The organism is Streptomyces sp. NBC_01808 (assembly GCF_035917395.1).
Classification (GTDB): Bacteria; Actinomycetota; Actinomycetes; order Streptomycetales; family Streptomycetaceae; genus Streptomyces.
Window position 1 is genome coordinate 5,372,622 of the sequence record NZ_CP109072.1, and the last position, 15,259, is coordinate 5,387,880.

Sequence of the window (15,259 nt, forward strand, 5' to 3'; positions counted from 1 at the left end):
CGCGAGGGAATATCCGTGCTAGCAGGCGGTCCACCGCACCGCCCGCCCGGGAGGGCCCTTTGCACCACGTGCCGCATCACGAGGTCCGTGCGCAGCGCACCATCGCACGTACGGACGGAGCGGAGGGCCGGGGCCCGGTCCTGCGCGCCCGCGTGGCCGCACGGGTCCGGACGCCCGGCCCGATCCCCGCGACTCCGTCGCGTGCCGACCTCATCCGAGGGGGTTCGTCCATCCGTGGTGAACAGCAAGAAGCCTGACCGGCGCACCTATGTCCTCGACACGAGCGTCCTGCTGGCCGACCCCATGGCCATGGCGCGCTTCGACGAACACGAGGTGGTGCTGCCCGTCGTGGTGGTCACCGAGCTCGAGGCCAAGCGGCACCATCCGGAGCTGGGCTACTTCGCCCGCCAGGCGCTCCGCCAGCTCGACGAGTTCCGGGTCAGGCACGGCCGCCTCGACGCCCCGATCCCGCTCGGCGACCTCGGCGGCACCCTCCGCGTGGAGCTGAACCACACCGACATCGGGGTGCTCCCCGCCGGTTTCCGCCTGGGGGACAACGACTCCCGCATCCTGGCCGTCGCGCGCAACCTCCAGGCCGAGGGGCAGGACGTCACCGTCGTCTCCAAGGACCTGCCGCTGCGTATCAAGGCGTCGTCCGTGGGGCTGGCCGCCGAGGAGTACCGGGCGGAGCTGGCCATCACGGACTCCGGCTGGACCGGGATGGCCGAGCTGATGCTCAGCGGCGAGCAGGTCGACGAACTCTTCGCCGCCGAGGTCGTCTCGGTGCCCGAGGCGGACGACCTGCCGGTGCACACCGGGCTCGTACTGCAGTCCGAGCGCGGCCGGGCCCTCGGCCGGGTCACGCCCGACGGGCGGGTCCGGCTGGTCCGCGGCGACCGCGAGGTCTTCGGGATCCACGGCCGCAGCGCCGAGCAGCGGATCGCGCTCGACCTGCTGGTGGACGAGGACGTCGGCATCGTCTCGATGGGCGGCCGGGCCGGTACGGGCAAGTCCGCGCTGGCGCTGTGCGCGGGCCTGGAGTCGGTGCTGGAGCGCCGGCAGCACCAGAAGGTGATGGTCTTCCGCCCGCTGTACGCGGTCGGCGGCCAGGAGCTCGGCTATCTGCCGGGCACCGAGGCCGAGAAGATGAGCCCGTGGGCGCAGGCGGTCTTCGACACCCTGTCCGCGGTCACCTCGCGCGAGGTGATCGAGGAGGTCATCGCGCGCGGCATGCTCGAAGTGCTGCCGCTGACCCACATCCGGGGCCGCTCGCTGCACGACTCGTTCGTGATCGTCGACGAGGCGCAGTCCCTGGAGCGGAACGTTCTGCTCACGGTGCTCTCGCGGATCGGGACGAACTCCCGCGTCGTACTCACCCATGACGTGGCGCAGCGGGACAATCTGCGCGTCGGCCGCTACGACGGTGTGGTGGCCGTCGTCGAAAAGCTGAAGGGGCACCCGCTCTTCGCGCATGTGACGCTCAGCCGCTCCGAGCGGTCGCCGATCGCCGCGCTGGTGACCGAAATGCTGGAAGAGGGCCGGGTATAACGGGATACTGCTCCCCGTGCTTCTTCCCGAACCGTGTGAACTGGGCGCAACAGCTTAGCTGTTGCGCCCAGTGCTGCGCACGGGTTTCCGTCAACAGCGAGGGGCAAACGCGGTGTGAGCTTTCCCACTGGACGGGGAATTGCGTCCGGGTGTCCGTCTCCGGCAGAGTCTGGGACTCGTCAGGCCCTGCGTACGGCCCCGCACCGACCCCGGTGCAGCACGACTCAACTGAACAGAGCCGCCGTACGCCGCCCGAGCGCAGTAATGGTCCCCGCGGACGCGGGGGCTGCCGGGCCCGCGCCTCCCGTGACCAGTCGGTCCGCCACAGTCGGCGGTCCGGAACAAGGGGAGGCCAGTGTCAGGGGCAGGGACGCGTCCGCGAGGTCACCGAAGCGGGCGACGCTGGAAGGACTTTGTGTGAGCCGGATTTCGGTCCGGGGTTTCGCCGTGGCTTCCGCCACCGCGGTCACCTCTGTCGGCGCTGTCGTCGGCGTGGCCACGGGCGCGGAGAAGGGCGACGACTCGACGGCCAACGTCGAGGCGACCGCCGCCGACGCGACGCTCCTCGCCGACGTACCCGCTGGCGCCTCCGCCCAGGTGCAGACCGCCTCCCTCACGGAGCAGGCGGACGCCCAGGCAGACGCCGCACACACGGACGCCCGTAAGGCGGCCGAGGAGGCGGCGCGCAAGTCCGCCGCCCAGGCCGCGGAGGAGAAGAAGGAGGCCGCAGAGCGCAAGGCGGCCGAGGAAGCCGCCGAGAAGGAGCGGGAGGCCGCCGAGGCCGCCAGCCGCTCGGCCGCGGCCGAGTCGGCGTCCGCCGACGCGGGCGACTTCGCTCCGCAGTCGTCCTACTCCGTCGCCGATGTGCAGGCCATGGCCCGCCAGATGGTGCCGGCCGACCAGTACCAGTGCTTCAGCAACATCGTCGACCACGAGTCGGGCTGGGACTACACCGCTACCAACCCGAGCTCCGGTGCCTACGGGCTGATGCAGGCGCTGCCGGGCTCGAAGATGGCCTCGGCGGGCGACGACTGGCAGACCAACCCCGCCACCCAGATCGAGTGGGGCCTGAACTACATGAACGACCGCTACGGCAGCCCCTGCGGCGGCTGGGAGTTCTGGCAGGCCAACGGCTGGTACTGAACCCCGGCGCGCATCCCGCGCCGCGCGTACGTGAACGCCCCCGGCTCCGCCGCCGGGGGCGTTTCGCATGCGTACGGAACCGCCGCTCCCGTCCGGCACGTCCTAGGTGACCGGAGCAGACCTCTCCCGTACACGGGGGCCGTGTACGGTCGTGCGGGTGACGGACGGGGCTGCGGCGGGACCGAAGGCGGCGTGAGGACTTCTATGTCGAAGATGACGGACTGGCTCGGCGGGGTGGGCGAGCGGGCCAGCCGGATGGCGGAGCGGCGCCGGGCCGCGGCCGCTGCCGCCGCGGAGAAGTCCGCCTCCACCGGGCAGCCCGCCGTCGAGGACGCCCCCCAGGACACGGTCGCGGAACCGGCCGCCGCCGCCCGGCCCCCGGGCCCGCCGCCGCGTCCCGCGCCGGCCAGCGTCGTGCCGTGGGGGGTCCGGGTCGCGGCCGAGGTGGGCTGGCGGCTGCTGGTCCTCGCCGGTCTGATCTACGTGCTGATGCAGGTCATCAGCGTCGTCAGCCTCGTCGTCATCGCCTTCGCGGTCGGCCTGCTGGTCACCGCGCTGCTCCAGCCCACGGTCGCTCGGCTGCGCCGCTGGGGCTTCAGCCAGGGGCTCGCCACCGCCACCACGTTCATCGGCGGCTTCGTCGCGATCGGCCTCATCGGCTGGTTCGTGGTCTGGCAGATCATGGAGAACATCGACGATCTGACCGACCGCATCCAGCAGGGCATCGACGACGCGCAGGAATGGCTCATCGACGGGCCGTTCCACGTGCAGGAAAAGCAGATCAACAACATCGGCAACGAGATAAGCGACTGGCTGGGCGAGAACTCCAGCGAGGTCACCTCCGCCGGCCTCGAAGGCGTCTCGTACGTGCTGGAGTTCTTCTCCGGCGCCGCCATCGCCGCGTTCGTCACCCTCTTCCTGCTCTACGACGGCGAGCGCATCTGGCGCTGGTGCCTGAACTTCGTGCCCACCGACGCCCGCGACGCGGTGGCCGGCGCCGGGCCGAAGGTGTGGGCCACGCTCACCGGTTACGTGCGCGGCACGGTGCTGGTGGCGCTCATCGACGCCGTGTTCATCGGCATCGGCATCTTCATCCTCGACGTGCCCATGGCCGTCCCGCTGGCCGTGCTGATCTTCCTCTTCGCGTTCGTGCCGCTCGTCGGTGCGCTGGTCTCCGGCGCGCTCGCGGTGGTGGTGGCGTTCGTGACGAACGGGCTCGTCACCGCGCTGCTGGTGCTCGGCGTGGTGCTGCTGGTGCAGCAGATCGAGGGGCACGTCCTCCAGCCGTTCATCCTCGGCCGCATGGTGCGGGTGCACCCGCTCGCGGTGGTGCTCTCGGTGGCCATCGGCACGCTCGTCGCGGGCATCCCGGGCGCGGTGGTCGCGGTGCCGCTGATCGCGGTGCTCAACACGGCGGTCGGGTACCTCAAGGCGTACCACCGGGAACACGCGGCGGATCCTGGACCGCCGCCGTACGGGTCGACGGTCCTCGAAATCTCACCGGCCACGCCGGCCGACACCCCCGCGCCCGGCTCGGACGCGGAGACGGCGGAGGCCGCGGCGGCGACGCGGGAGGGCCCGGAGGCCGAGGGCGGCGAACCGAAGGGCTGACGCACCGGCGCGTGCGGGGCGCTCGGCGACGGCCGGCCGCGGTCAGCCGGCGCCGAGTGCCTCCTGCGCGTCGAGGACCGTGCCGGCAGCGTGCACGAGCGCGGCGACCTTCAGCGCCTCCTGCACCGTCTCCCGGTCCGCGCCGGTACGCCGCAGCGCGGCCTCGTGCTCGTCCAGGCACGCCCCGCAGCCGCCCACGGCGGACACGGCGACGCACCACAGCTCGTAGTCCGCCTTCGGTACGCCCCGGGCGCCCAGCACGTTCGTCCGCAGCCCGGTGCGCAGATGGCCGTAGCCGGGGTCGGAGAGCAGGTGCCGGGCGCGGAAGAAGACGTTGTTCGCCGCCATCGCCGCGGCGGCCGCCCCGGCGGCCTCGTACGCCTCGGGCGTCAGCCGCCGCCGCGCCTCCGGCGCCACCGCGCGCAGCACGGCGGCGGAGCGTACCGCGATGGCGCAGGCCAGCAGGGCGCCCCACAACTGCCGTTCCGGCAGCGGCCCGTCGTCGACGACCGAGGTGAGGTTGCGGCGCAGGTCCCCGGCGTAGCCGGGGAGGGCCGACTTGAGCGCGTCGAGTGCCACGCGCCCGACCCTACAGAACGTAAGTGTCTGTCTGACATCTCTGGTCGCGGGGTCTGACGATCGGGATGCTGGGGTGTATGGCCTCTGGCGGGGTGGTTCGAAGGTATTGCCGGGAGTGTGGGGTGCCGCTGCCGCCGACGAAGTCGGCGGCAGCGGTGTTTTGTTCGGGTAGGTGCAGGTCACGGCGGTGGCGAGCTCTGGAACAGGCCCGCCGGCGGGTGGCGGTGATGCTGCACGGGGATGAGGCGGTCTGTCCGGTCTGCGGCCGGGGGTGGACGGTTGGGGTTGAACATCGGCGGTCGGCGGTGTTCTGTTCTTCGCGGTGCCGCACTCGGGCCTGGCGGGAGAAGGCGTCGCGGGATTCCGTCACGGTGACGCCATAGCGGAACGCCGCCTCCGGCTCAGCAGACCCTCCTGTTCTGCACGGGGTCGTACGTGATTGTGTTCGCGCTTCGCGCGCCCGTCCTGCGCGCCTGCCGACCTTGGAACGTGCCGTTTCATTCTGGTCGTGACCTGGGCTGATATGTCTTCGTGCCGTCACTGACGGGTGGCTGGTCCGGCCTGGGAACGAGGTGGTGGAGGCGGCATGTCGGATCGGGTCGGGAACGTCTCGCGGACGCGTTACGAGCAACTGGTGGCCGAGGCGAGGGAACTGGTCGCGCAGGTCGCGAGGGCCCAGTTCGCTCTCGGGGACAAGGCCCTGGAGATTGAGCCGATGAGGCCGGTGGGCGGATCGGTGGCCAAGGGCACTGAAGAGCTGTTCACGGTCGAGGAGTGGCTGCAGATGTTCGCCGACGACATCGGGGTGGCTCTGGCGACGGTGCTGGACTGGCGGTGGACTGCCTCGCGCTGGCCGCAGGGCAAGCGCAAGGACGGGGTGTCGTTCACCGTTCACAAGATCCTGGCGTCGATTCCGGATGAGGCCGAGCGGTGGGTGTCTATCGAGGACGCGCCGTTCAACTCCCGTTCGGGGAAGCGGCAGTGGACTACGGACGGGGCGAAACGCCTGGTCGGGCAGCAGGTCGACCGGCCGGTGACGGTGGAGGAGAAGGTGCGGGCGGTGAAGGATCTGACCCGCGACGACGAGGTCGCCGTCCAGGTCACGGCCAGTCTGCTGAGCCGGCCGGAGACCGCGGCCGCGATGCCGGCCGCCGAGCGGGTCAGGGTGGTACAGGAGCTGACCCGCGATGACGAGGTGGCAACCAGCGTCACTTCGGAGCTGTTGCAGCGGCCCCGTGTCGCCCGTCAGGCCATGCGCGACGACGACACCCGCTTCACCGTCAACCGCGCCCAGTTCGACAACTCCGAGGAGACCCGGGAGACGATCCGCGACCGCGTCCCGGCGGTCTGCAAGATCGAGCACACCCTCGAATACCTGGACCTGGTCGGCTCCTGCCACCAATACGTCGCCACCCTGGGCCGGCTCGTGCCGCGCATGCGGGACCAGGAGTTCACCGACGATGAACGCGAGACGATCCGGCGCGCAGTCGCGAAGGTCCGCGGTGCCGCGGACTGGCTGGAAGCGGCCATCGATACGGGTCAGTTCACCTTGGACGAGCAACTCGCCCAGATCCTCAAGGGCGACTGAGTTATGGCAGCCCGCCGCCTGCGCGGACAGGCCCGGCCGCTCAGCGAGCATTACGGCGACCTCGTCCGCGTCTCTTTGATGGAGGCCAGACCAGCAGGGCTGCAGACCCGGCAGCTGGTTGCCGCGACCCGGCTCACACCCTCCCAGGTCGCCCGCGGAGTGCGGCACTTGCGCGATGTCGGCGCCGCCGAGCATCTCACCCCGATCATCTGGCGCCGCAGGGACGGCTACCTCTTCTCCGACGAGCCCGCCGACTGGATCGAATACGAGAAGAAGCAGTTCCGCCTGGTGCTGGGCTGCCTGACCCGGTTGATCACGGGGACGCTCGACCCTCACCTGGCCCGCTACCCGGACGACGAATGGGCCCAACTGGCATCCGCCCAGCTCACCGGCGTCCGCGCGACCCTGGCCCAGCTGACCAAATAGACCAAGCCCGACCCCGAACCCGAGACTTCTCCATGCCTCTCACGTCCCGCCGACGCCGCTACCCCTCCGACACAACGGTCGCGGAATGGGCGCTGCTCGAACCACTGCTGCCCGTCCCGGCCTGTCAGACCAGGACCGGCGGGCGCCCGGAGAAATGGCACCGCCGCGAAATCGTCGACGCCATCCGCTACCTCGTCGACAACGGCGTGAAGTGGCGGGCTCTGCCCGCCGACTACCCGCCCTGGCAGACGGTCTACTACCACTTCGCCCGCTGGCACCGAGCGGGTGTCGTCGCGTTCCTGCGCGACCAGCTCCGACGGCAGATCCGTACGGGCCAGGGGCGGTGTCCCTGGCCCGTGACCCTGATCGTCGACTCACAGTCGGTCAAGGGCGCCGAGACCGTCTCCAAAGCCACTCGCGGATTCGACGCCGGGAAGAAAATCAATGGCCGCAAGAGACATATCGCGGTCGACACCCTCGGGCTCCCGGTGATGATCACGGTGACACCCGCCGACACCACCGACCGCGACGCAGCCCGCGAACTCCTCTGGCGCCTGCGCGTCATGCAGCCCCAGATCACCCAGGTCTGGGCCGACTCCGCCTACGCCGGCCAGCTCACCAACTGGTCAGACGACTTCCTCCGCATGACACTCAGGACCGTCTCCCGACCCCGCGGAGCGAGAGGCTTCGTCGTCCTGCCCCGCCGCTGGAAAGTCGAACGCACCCTCGGCTGGATCATGAAAGCCCGGCGAAACGTCCGCGACTACGAACGCCTGCCCCAGCACTCAGAAGCACACCTGACCTGGGCACTCATCACACTGATGACCCGCAGACTCACCCGCAAAAGCCCTCAGGCCACGTGGTCCAAGAACAGCTGATGGCGGCTTGGGCGACGCCCGAACCTACAACTGAACCGCCAGGACGGCGCAGCCGTTACAAGACAACGTAAGTTGCCTGTAATCGGGAGGGTGAGCTCATGCCCCGCAGGATTGACACGCAAGATGTGATTGATGCTGTAATCATAGAATATGGCCTTAGGGCGACGGGAAATCCGGAAGCCCCCTACCAGGCCACCGGCGAAAACGCGCACCAGGTCACTGGGCAAGTGAGGGGTCCTCAAGAACGACACATCCGCGTGCCTAGTGGTAATGAAGTGTATCTACCAACAGCGCTAAGCACCTGGCGTCATGCAGGACGTATAGTGACAGACGAGGCTCAATTCAGGCAGGCATCGGCCGTCTTTGCTGCAGCCCTGAGTGGACAGCTGGTCGACGGCGGAAGCCTGAGAGAGCAGTCCAATCCCAACCCACCCAAATACATGCGCGAGGCGGATCCGCATAAGATCTATCTCGTCTTCCCCGTGGCACGACCATTCACAGGCTTGAATATACAGGCTTTTAATAGGGCGAACGGTACATCTGTATCACCCCCCATACAGAATCTACCTTCCCTGCAGCATGTACGCGCCATCCATAACGCGCTCCAGAATCCCGTGGACCCGGCCTTTATAAGGTCACCTGGCAGCCAGGGGCCTGCCACGAATCTGCCCGGACAAAGTCAGCAGAGCTACAGCCAGCCGACTGCACACACCCAGGGGCAACGTTCCCCAAGTCCCGGAAGGCGTTGAGAAAACCCTGAGTTCTTTGAGGTATCTCGAGGTCACGTTTCTACTGTCAGAGATCTCAAACAGGCACTGAGCTTGTTCCTTTTCTTCTGGCCTCGAACGGCGTCTCGAACTACGTCGCTCACCTGGGCATTCAGGGGGCGTGAGGGCGGCCTTCGCTTGATCCTTTGCTCCGTCACAGAGATGCGGGATCAACCGAAGGCCGTTGTCATGAGTGTGGTGTGCCGCGATGTTCGGCGCGAAGCGTTCGCGGAAGCGTCACGCTTCCGGGGCGAGTTCTACGAGTGTCTGACCGCCCGGCGGGATGAGCTGTTCGAGCTGACGGACGCACTGCTGTGTGTCGAGGGGGCGGTCGCCTCGCCGGTGGACCTGACGCTGGTGCCCGAACACCGCCGTGGTCACGGCGCCTTGTACGGAGCCCTCAACCGCGGCCGGATCGACACTGACAGGCTGCGGGCACTGCTGGCCGGTATGCCCCTGCCGCGCTTCGAGGGCGGGCGCCTGGTGCTCGCTGTCGACGTGTCACCGTGGCTGCGCTCGGACGCGCCGTGCTCGGCGGACCGGTTGTTCTGCCATGTCTACGGGCGGGCGAAGTCCGCCTCGCAGTTCATCCCGGGCTGGCCGTACTCCTTCGTCGCCGTCCTGGAGCCCGGGGCCACCTCGTGGACGTCGATCCTGGACGTGCTCCGGCTCGGCCCCGAGGACGACGCGACCGCGGTCACCGCTGCCCAGCTGAGGGCGGTAGTCGAGCGGCTCGTCACGGTCGGTCAGTGGACGCCTGGGGACCTGAACGTCACGATCGTCATGGACGCCGGCTACGACGTCACCCGCCTGGCCTGGGTCCTGCGGGATCTGCCCGTCGAGCTGGTCGGGCGGATCCGCTCGGACCGGGTGATGCGCTGTCCGGCGCCCTCCCGCAAGGAGTGGGACCTGGCCCACCCCCTGGGCGGGCGCCCGCCCAAGCACGGGCCGGAGTTCCGCTTCGCCAAGCCCGAGACCTGGCCCGAACCTGCGGTCACCACGGCCACCGACACCGTGAACTACGGCAAAGCCGAAGCCCGTGCGTGGGACCGGGTCCACCCCCGGTTGACCCACCGTTCGGCGTGGCTGGAGCACGACGGCGAACTCCCCGTCGTCGAGGGCACCCTGGTCCGCCTCAAGGTCGAGCACCTCTCCAAGGACCGAGAAGCGCCGCCGGTCTGGCTGTGGTCCTCGAAGACCGGAGCCGCCCCCGCGGACGTGGACCTGTGGTGGCAGGTCTTCCTCAGGAGATTCGATCTGGAGCACACCTTCCGGTTCGGAAAGCAGACGCTCGGCTGGACCACCCCGAAGATCCGTACGCCCGAGGCCGCGGACCGCTGGACCTGGCTCCTGGTCGTCGCCCACACCCAGCTCCGCCTCGCCCGGCCGCTGGCCGCCGACCTCCGCCGGCCCTGGGAGAAGCCGACCAAGCCCGAACGCCTCACCCCGGCCCGGGTCCGACGCGGGTTCAGGAACATCCGTCCCCACCTCGCCTGTCCGGCCCGTGTTCCCCAACCTCGTGGCACCGGCCCCGGACGGCCACCCGGGACCAAGAACCGACGCCCCGCACCCCGCTACGACGTGGGCAAGACCGTCAAACGACCCGAGACCCTCAAGGCCATCGGCAGACCCGGCAGATCTTGGTAGATAAAGAACAAGCTAAGGACCGACTCCGCCGGTCCGTACGGGACCGGCCCGGCGCGCCCCCCTGTGACGCGCGCCCGGCCGGTCCCGGTCCCTACTCGGTGCGCAGCCCGTCCGGGCGCATCAGCCGGATGAGCAGCGGCATGCTCAGCCCCGTGACCGCGACGACGACACCCGCGCCCGTGCCCGCCATCAGCAGCACCGACGGCCAGTCGACCACGACGGGCGTGTCCGTCATGCGCAGCAGCACCGTGCCCAGCACGAGCCCGAAGCCCATCGACAGGGCCATTCCCAGCGCCACCGGGATCGCCGTCTGCCAGAGCACGGACAGGCTGAGAGTGGAGCGCCGGGTGCCGAAGGCGACCAGGGACGACAACAGCTTGCGCCGGTCCCGCAGTTGTTCGAGCTGGCCGACGAGCAGGCTGGTGCCGATCAGCGCCAGCACGCACGCGGCGCCCACCGCCAGCCCGGTGCGGATGCCCGCGAAGTCCTCGTCCACGGCCTCGCCGGTCAGCGTGTGGACGGAGAGCAGCGGGTCGACGCCGTCGACCACGTTGCGTACGCGCTCGGCCGCGTCCGGCACGGCCGGGTCGAGCCGCACGTCGACGGAGGCGTTGTACACGCCGGAGTCGTAGACGTCGGGGACGGCGGCGGGAGTCGCCACGATACCGCCGTGCTGGTAGCCGTCGACGTCGCGGAGTGCCCTGGCGGGGCGGATGCCGGGCGGCGGGGCCCAGGGGAGCGCCTTCCCGCTCGACCCGTCGTACGACGGGTCGAGGTACAGCGGGCCCTCCGCTGAGATCAACCGCTTGGTGTCGGCGCTGTCGTAGGCGCCGGTGAGGTAGAAGATGTCGCCGTCGCGGCAGTCGGGGAGCCGCGCCATCTCATGCAGTTCCGCGCAGGAACCGACGGTCAGCGTGGTGAATCCGGCCGGGTTGCGCTTGCCGTCGGCGACCTCGGCGGAGATCGTGGTGGCGGTCTCCCGGACGCCCTCGGTCGCGGCGACCCGGTCACCCACCCGGAGGTCCTGTCCGGGCGCCGCGTACACGGACAACTGGGCGAACTCGATGTCCTCGCCGGTCGGCTCGCTGTAGTCGTCCTCGACGCCGGCGAAGACCATCTGCAGCGCGATGGCCCCGGCGACGGCGACGGCGATGCCGTTGACCAGCCGGGCAGCGGTGCCGCTGCTGAGCTGGAGCCGGCGCACGGCCAGTTGCCAGGACGTCGGCCCGCGGCCGAGGCGGGCGACCACGGCCTCGACGAGCCAGGGCAGCAGCGCCGTGATGCCGGTCAGCAGCAGTACCGTGCCGCCGATGACCTGCCACTCGGGGAACGATCCGGCGTCCCCGCCCTGGCCCATCATCGGCGCGAGCAGGCCCAGCCCGACGGCCGGCAGCAGCAGTCGCCACCAGATGCGCCGCCGGCGGGGCCGCGCCGACCGTACGACGCCCAGCGGCTCGATGACGACGCCCCGCAGCGCGAGGAGGGTGACGCCGACCGCCGCGGCGGGCACGGCCACGGCGACCAGCAGGGCGAGCGTCGGCGACGGGTTCAGGTCGGAGGTGAAGACGCTCATGCCGTAGACCGACACGGCGCCCGCGAGTTGCCTCCCCACGAGGAACAGGCCCGTGCCGACCGCGAGTCCGAGCAGCGCCCCCGCCAGCGCCTCGCCCGCGGCGATCCGGCGCACCGCGCGGCCGTCGGCGCCGACGAGGCGGAGCGCGGCGAGCCGGCGGTCGCGGCGTTCGCCGCCGAAGCGTACGGCCGCGATGAGGAACACCGCGACGGGCATCAGCAGGGCGACGAACACGATCATCGCGAGCAGCAGCAGCACCGGATCCATGCCGCCGCCGTCCGGCTCGTCGCCGAAGGCGGCGATACGGCTGACGTTGACGTCGGCGGCCTCGATGCCGTCGCTGCCCGCGTAGTACACCAGTTCGCCGGGGTCGCTCAGGCCGGTGTCGGCGATGGTGCCGGCGATGCCGTAGTCCAGGCGCTCGCGCAGCAGGTCCGCGTCGCCGTCGTCGAGCCGGTCGGCGAGCGCGGGGGAGACCACCATCTCGCCGGGCTTCGGGAAGTGTGCGAGGCCGGGGGGCAGCGGGGCGCCGGAGCCCTCGGGGCGCAGCAGCCTGCCGCGGACCAGGGTGTCCTCGTACTCGGTGTCGACGTTGCCCACCAGGAGGGTGTCGCCCCCGTACTCGGCGTCGGACGCGAGGACTTCGCTGCGGGCCAGCTCCCGCTGGTCGCGGTTGTCCCGGGCGCCCGGGATGGCGGTGGTGAGCAGCAGCAGCGCCACCCCCAGCCCGACGCCGACCGCGGTGAGCACGGTGCGCATCCAGCCCTCGCGCCCGCCGCGGAGCGCGAAGGCCAGGCCCATGCGCAGGTCGTCGGCCCAGGTCCGCAGCGTGCCGCGGGGGTCGGGCGGCGGCGGGCCCGCGGAGTGCGGACGGGGGGTGCCGCGCTTCTTCTCTGCGTACGTGACGTCGCTCATCGGCCGGCCGGCTCCAGACTGCGGGTGCGCCCGTCGCGTACGACGATCTCGCGGTCCGCGTACGCCGCGACCCGCGCCTCGTGGGTGACCAGGACGACGGCCGCGCCGCTGTCCTGCGCGGCATCGGTGAGCAGTTCCATGACGCGCTCGCCGTTGAGGGAGTCGAGCGCACCGGTCGGCTCGTCGGCGAAGACCACCCGCGGCGTGGTCGCCAGCGCGCGGGCGACCGCGACGCGCTGGCCCTGGCCGCCGGAGACCTCACCGGGCCGCTTGTGCGCGATGTCGCCGACCTCCAGCCGCTCCAGCCAGGGCCGGGCGGCGCGTTCGGCGTCCCGGCGGCCGAGGCCCGTCAGGCGCAGCGGAAGGGCGACGTTCTCCACGCAGGTCAGCTCGGGTACGAGCTGGCCGAACTGGAAGACGAAGCCGAACTCCCGGCGGCGCAGGGCGCTGCGCTCGGCGTCGGAGAGCGCGGCGAGGTCGCGGCCGGCGTACGTCACGGTGCCGTCGTCGGCCGGGACGATGCCGGCGAGGCAGTGCAGCAGCGTCGACTTGCCGGAGCCGGAGGGGCCCATGACGGCGACGGTCTCGCCGGCCGCGATGGCGAAGTCGGCGCCGTCGAGCGCGGGGGTGCCGGCGTAGACCTTGCGCAGGGCGGTCGCGGTGAGGATCGGCACCGGCTCGGCGAGCGGTCCTGGGGCGGGTGTGGTGCTCATGCGCGTACCTCCGCGGCGAGTTTGCCGAGGCGCGCGGCGGTGAGCTCCAGCCACCGCAGGTCGGCCTCAAGGTGGAACAGGGCGTGGTCGCAGATGAGCTGGTCGGCGAGGTCGCCGCCCTTCTTGCGACGGGTCAGCTCGCGCATCAGGCGCAGATGCTCCGCGCGCTGTACGTCGAGGAGTTCGGCCGCGTCGCGGCCGGTGAGCAGCGCGAGGACGACCTTGGTGTAGAGGGTCGACTGCAGGTACGGCTCGGGCTTCTCCGGGGCGGCGAGCCAGCCGGCGACGTCGGTGATGCCGGCGTCGGTGATGGCGTAGCGCTTGCGCTCCGGGCCGCCGCCGGGCTCTATGCCGTCGACCTCCACGAGGCCGTTCTTCAGCAGCCGGGACATCGTGGAGTAGACCTGCCCGTAGTGCAGCGGGCGGTCGTGCCCGAAGCGCTCGTCGAAGGCGCGTTTGAGGTCGTAACCGTGGCGGGGGCCGGACTCCAGGAGCCCCAGGAGGGTGTGGCCGATCGTCATGCGGAGGACTCTACACCGTGTGTATACATGCTGTGTATAGACGGGGTGTGTAGTGCCCCACGGCTGGTGGGCGCGGTGCCGGGCGCGGGCCGGGGCGGTGCCCGGCCGGGGCGGCTACTCCTCCGGCTCGCGCGGCGGGCGGCCCCGACGGGGGTGCGGGCGGGCGTTCCCGGGGAGCCGGCCGGCGTCCGCGAGGGCCCGGCGGAGCAGGTAGTCGATCTGCGCGTTGGTGCTGCGCAGCTCGTCCGCCGCCCACCGGGCCAGCGCGTCGTGCACGGCCGGGTCGAGCCGCAGCAGCACCTGCTTGCGCCGGGCCCGGGGGGTGCGGTCGGGGCCGTCGTCCGTCACTGGTAGAGGGACCCGGTGTTGAGCACGGGCTGGGGGGCGCGGTCGCCGCAGAGCACGACCATGAGGTTGCCGACCATCGCCGCCTTGCGCTCCTCGTCCAGCTCGACGATGTCCTGCTGGGTGAGCCGGGCGAGCGCGTCCTCGACCATGTCCACCGCCCCGTCCACGATCTCCCGCCGCGCGGCGACCACGGCGCCGGCCTGCTGGCGCTGGAGCATCGCGGAGGCGATCTCCGGCGCGTACGCGAGGTGGGTGAAGCGCGACTCGATGATCCGGACCCCGGCCGCCTGCACCCGGGCGGTCAGCTCCTCGGCCAGCTTCTCGGTGATTTCCTCGGCGTCCGCGCGCAGCGACAACTCGTCGTCCTCGTAGGCGTCGTACGGGTACTCGATGGCGATGTGCCGTACCGCGGTCTCGGTCTGGGTGGCGACGAACTCGCCGAAGTCGTCGACGGCGAAGACCGCCTGCGCGGTGTCCTCGACCTGCCAGACGACGACGGCGGCCAGCTCGATCGGGTTGCCGCGGGCGTCGTTGACCTTGAGGACTGCGGTCTCGTGGTTGCGCACCCGGGTGGAGATCTTGCGGCGGGTGGTGAGGGGGTTGACCCAGCGCAGGCCGTCGTCGCGGATGGTGCCGGTGTAGCGGCCGAAGAGCTGCACGACGCGGGCCTCGCCGGGCTCGACCATGTTCAGCCCGGCCATCGCGACGAGCGCGATGAGGAAGAGCACGCCGCCGAAGACGAGGACCGGGACGCCCGCGGCGGGTATTCCGCTGCCCCTGAGGGCGATGCCGAGCGCAAGCAGGCCGGCGCCGGCGAGGGCGCCGGTGAGGCCGAGGACCAGGGCGAGGGCGCCGCCGATGCTGGTGGCCTGCCGCTCGGCGACGGGTGGGGCGGGCATGTCGGGGGCGTGCGGGTCGGGTGACTGCTGGTCGGTCATGTGAAGTCCCCGTTCTCGATTCATGATTGTGCAGTGGAGGCTAGCAATGTGCTAGCACTTTTTG

General features: G+C 70.8%; 13 protein-coding genes. 7 read left to right on the forward strand and 6 right to left on the reverse strand.

The genetic code is table 11. From position 1 onward, the window contains the following. Positions 1-234 precede the first annotated feature (234 nt). From OG946_RS23975 to OG946_RS23985, 3 genes are all read left to right on the forward strand, one after another. On the forward strand, positions 235-1,548 hold the full coding sequence (locus tag OG946_RS23975; protein WP_326798067.1) for a PhoH family protein: 1,314 nt from the start codon (positions 235-237) through the stop codon (positions 1,546-1,548). 417 nt (positions 1,549-1,965) lie between these two features. Then, complete coding sequence (locus OG946_RS23980; protein ID WP_326798068.1) at positions 1,966-2,691, forward strand: transglycosylase SLT domain-containing protein; 726 nt, start codon at positions 1,966-1,968, stop codon at positions 2,689-2,691. 204 nt (positions 2,692-2,895) lie between these two features. Continuing rightward, positions 2,896-4,302, forward strand: a complete 1,407-nt coding sequence (locus OG946_RS23985) for an AI-2E family transporter (protein ID WP_326798069.1) — start codon at positions 2,896-2,898, stop codon at positions 4,300-4,302. A 42-nt stretch (positions 4,303-4,344) separates the two neighbouring features. Here OG946_RS23985 and OG946_RS23990 read toward each other — a convergent pair whose 3' ends face one another. Then, entirely contained in the window at positions 4,345-4,881 is a 537-nt protein-coding gene (locus tag OG946_RS23990) for a carboxymuconolactone decarboxylase family protein (RefSeq protein WP_326798070.1), read from the reverse strand. A gap of 586 nt (positions 4,882-5,467) precedes the next feature. Between OG946_RS23990 and OG946_RS23995 the strand changes: the two genes are divergently transcribed. The 4 genes from OG946_RS23995 (at position 5,468) to OG946_RS24010 (ending at position 10,187) form a co-directional block, all read left to right on the forward strand. After that, positions 5,468-6,469 carry a DUF6192 family protein gene (locus tag OG946_RS23995; protein WP_326798071.1) on the forward strand — a complete coding sequence of 334 codons (1,002 nt, stop codon included), beginning with the start codon at positions 5,468-5,470 and terminating at the stop codon, positions 6,467-6,469. Between the two features lie 168 nt (positions 6,470-6,637). Beyond that, the gene (locus OG946_RS24000) at positions 6,638-6,895 is read left to right on the forward strand and encodes a hypothetical protein (protein ID WP_326798072.1); all 258 of its coding nucleotides are present in this window, start codon (positions 6,638-6,640) and stop codon (positions 6,893-6,895) included. A gap of 32 nt (positions 6,896-6,927) precedes the next feature. After that, positions 6,928-7,773: an IS5 family transposase gene (locus OG946_RS24005; protein WP_326798073.1), complete on the forward strand. Its 846-nt coding sequence runs from the start codon at positions 6,928-6,930 to the stop codon at positions 7,771-7,773. A 956-nt stretch (positions 7,774-8,729) separates the two neighbouring features. Beyond that, the gene (locus tag OG946_RS24010) at positions 8,730-10,187 is read left to right on the forward strand and encodes an NF041680 family putative transposase (protein ID WP_326798074.1); all 1,458 of its coding nucleotides are present in this window, start codon (positions 8,730-8,732) and stop codon (positions 10,185-10,187) included. Positions 10,188-10,278: 91 nt separating this feature from the next. Here OG946_RS24010 and OG946_RS24015 read toward each other — a convergent pair whose 3' ends face one another. The 5 genes from OG946_RS24015 to OG946_RS24035 all read right to left on the reverse strand — a co-directional run bounded on the left by OG946_RS24015 (position 10,279) and on the right by OG946_RS24035 (position 15,195). Further along, positions 10,279-12,675, reverse strand: coding sequence for an ABC transporter permease (locus tag OG946_RS24015; protein WP_326798075.1), 2,397 nt, complete (start codon positions 12,673-12,675; stop codon positions 10,279-10,281). Further along, positions 12,672-13,388, reverse strand: coding sequence for an ABC transporter ATP-binding protein (locus OG946_RS24020; RefSeq protein ID WP_326798076.1), 717 nt, complete (start codon positions 13,386-13,388; stop codon positions 12,672-12,674). Before OG946_RS24020 ends, OG946_RS24015 begins: the two co-directional genes overlap by 4 nt. Next, positions 13,385-13,909, reverse strand: a complete 525-nt coding sequence (locus OG946_RS24025) for a PadR family transcriptional regulator (protein WP_326798077.1) — start codon at positions 13,907-13,909, stop codon at positions 13,385-13,387. The genes OG946_RS24020 and OG946_RS24025 overlap by 4 nt, the downstream gene beginning before the upstream one ends. Positions 13,910-14,023: 114 nt before the next feature. Further along, positions 14,024-14,257 (reverse strand): hypothetical protein, encoded by a 234-nt coding sequence (locus OG946_RS24030; RefSeq protein ID WP_047017789.1) that lies wholly within the window; start codon positions 14,255-14,257, stop codon positions 14,024-14,026. Continuing rightward, a complete protein-coding gene (locus OG946_RS24035; RefSeq protein ID WP_326798078.1) occupies positions 14,254-15,195 on the reverse strand; it encodes an SPFH domain-containing protein in 942 nt (313 codons plus the stop codon). The genes OG946_RS24030 and OG946_RS24035 overlap by 4 nt, the downstream gene beginning before the upstream one ends. Between the last annotated feature and the right edge of the window lie 64 nt (positions 15,196-15,259).

What these genes read in the sequence shown, in the direction of transcription:
- OG946_RS24010 (WP_326798074.1), top strand. Translation starts at nt 8,730, where the DNA reads ATGAGTGTGGTGTGCCGCGATGTTCGGCGCGAAGCGTTCGCGGAAGCG.
- OG946_RS23995 (WP_326798071.1), top strand. Translation starts at nt 5,468, where the DNA reads ATGTCGGATCGGGTCGGGAACGTCTCGCGGACGCGTTACGAGCAACTG.
- OG946_RS24005 (WP_326798073.1), top strand. Translation starts at nt 6,928, where the DNA reads ATGCCTCTCACGTCCCGCCGACGCCGCTACCCCTCCGACACAACGGTC.
- OG946_RS24025 (WP_326798077.1), bottom strand. Translation starts at nt 13,909, where the DNA reads ATGACGATCGGCCACACCCTCCTGGGGCTCCTGGAGTCCGGCCCCCGC.
- OG946_RS24020 (WP_326798076.1), bottom strand. Translation starts at nt 13,388, where the DNA reads ATGAGCACCACACCCGCCCCAGGACCGCTCGCCGAGCCGGTGCCGATC.
- OG946_RS24015 (WP_326798075.1), bottom strand. Translation starts at nt 12,675, where the DNA reads ATGAGCGACGTCACGTACGCAGAGAAGAAGCGCGGCACCCCCCGTCCG.
- OG946_RS24035 (WP_326798078.1), bottom strand. Translation starts at nt 15,195, where the DNA reads ATGACCGACCAGCAGTCACCCGACCCGCACGCCCCCGACATGCCCGCC.
- OG946_RS23985 (WP_326798069.1), top strand. Translation starts at nt 2,896, where the DNA reads ATGTCGAAGATGACGGACTGGCTCGGCGGGGTGGGCGAGCGGGCCAGC.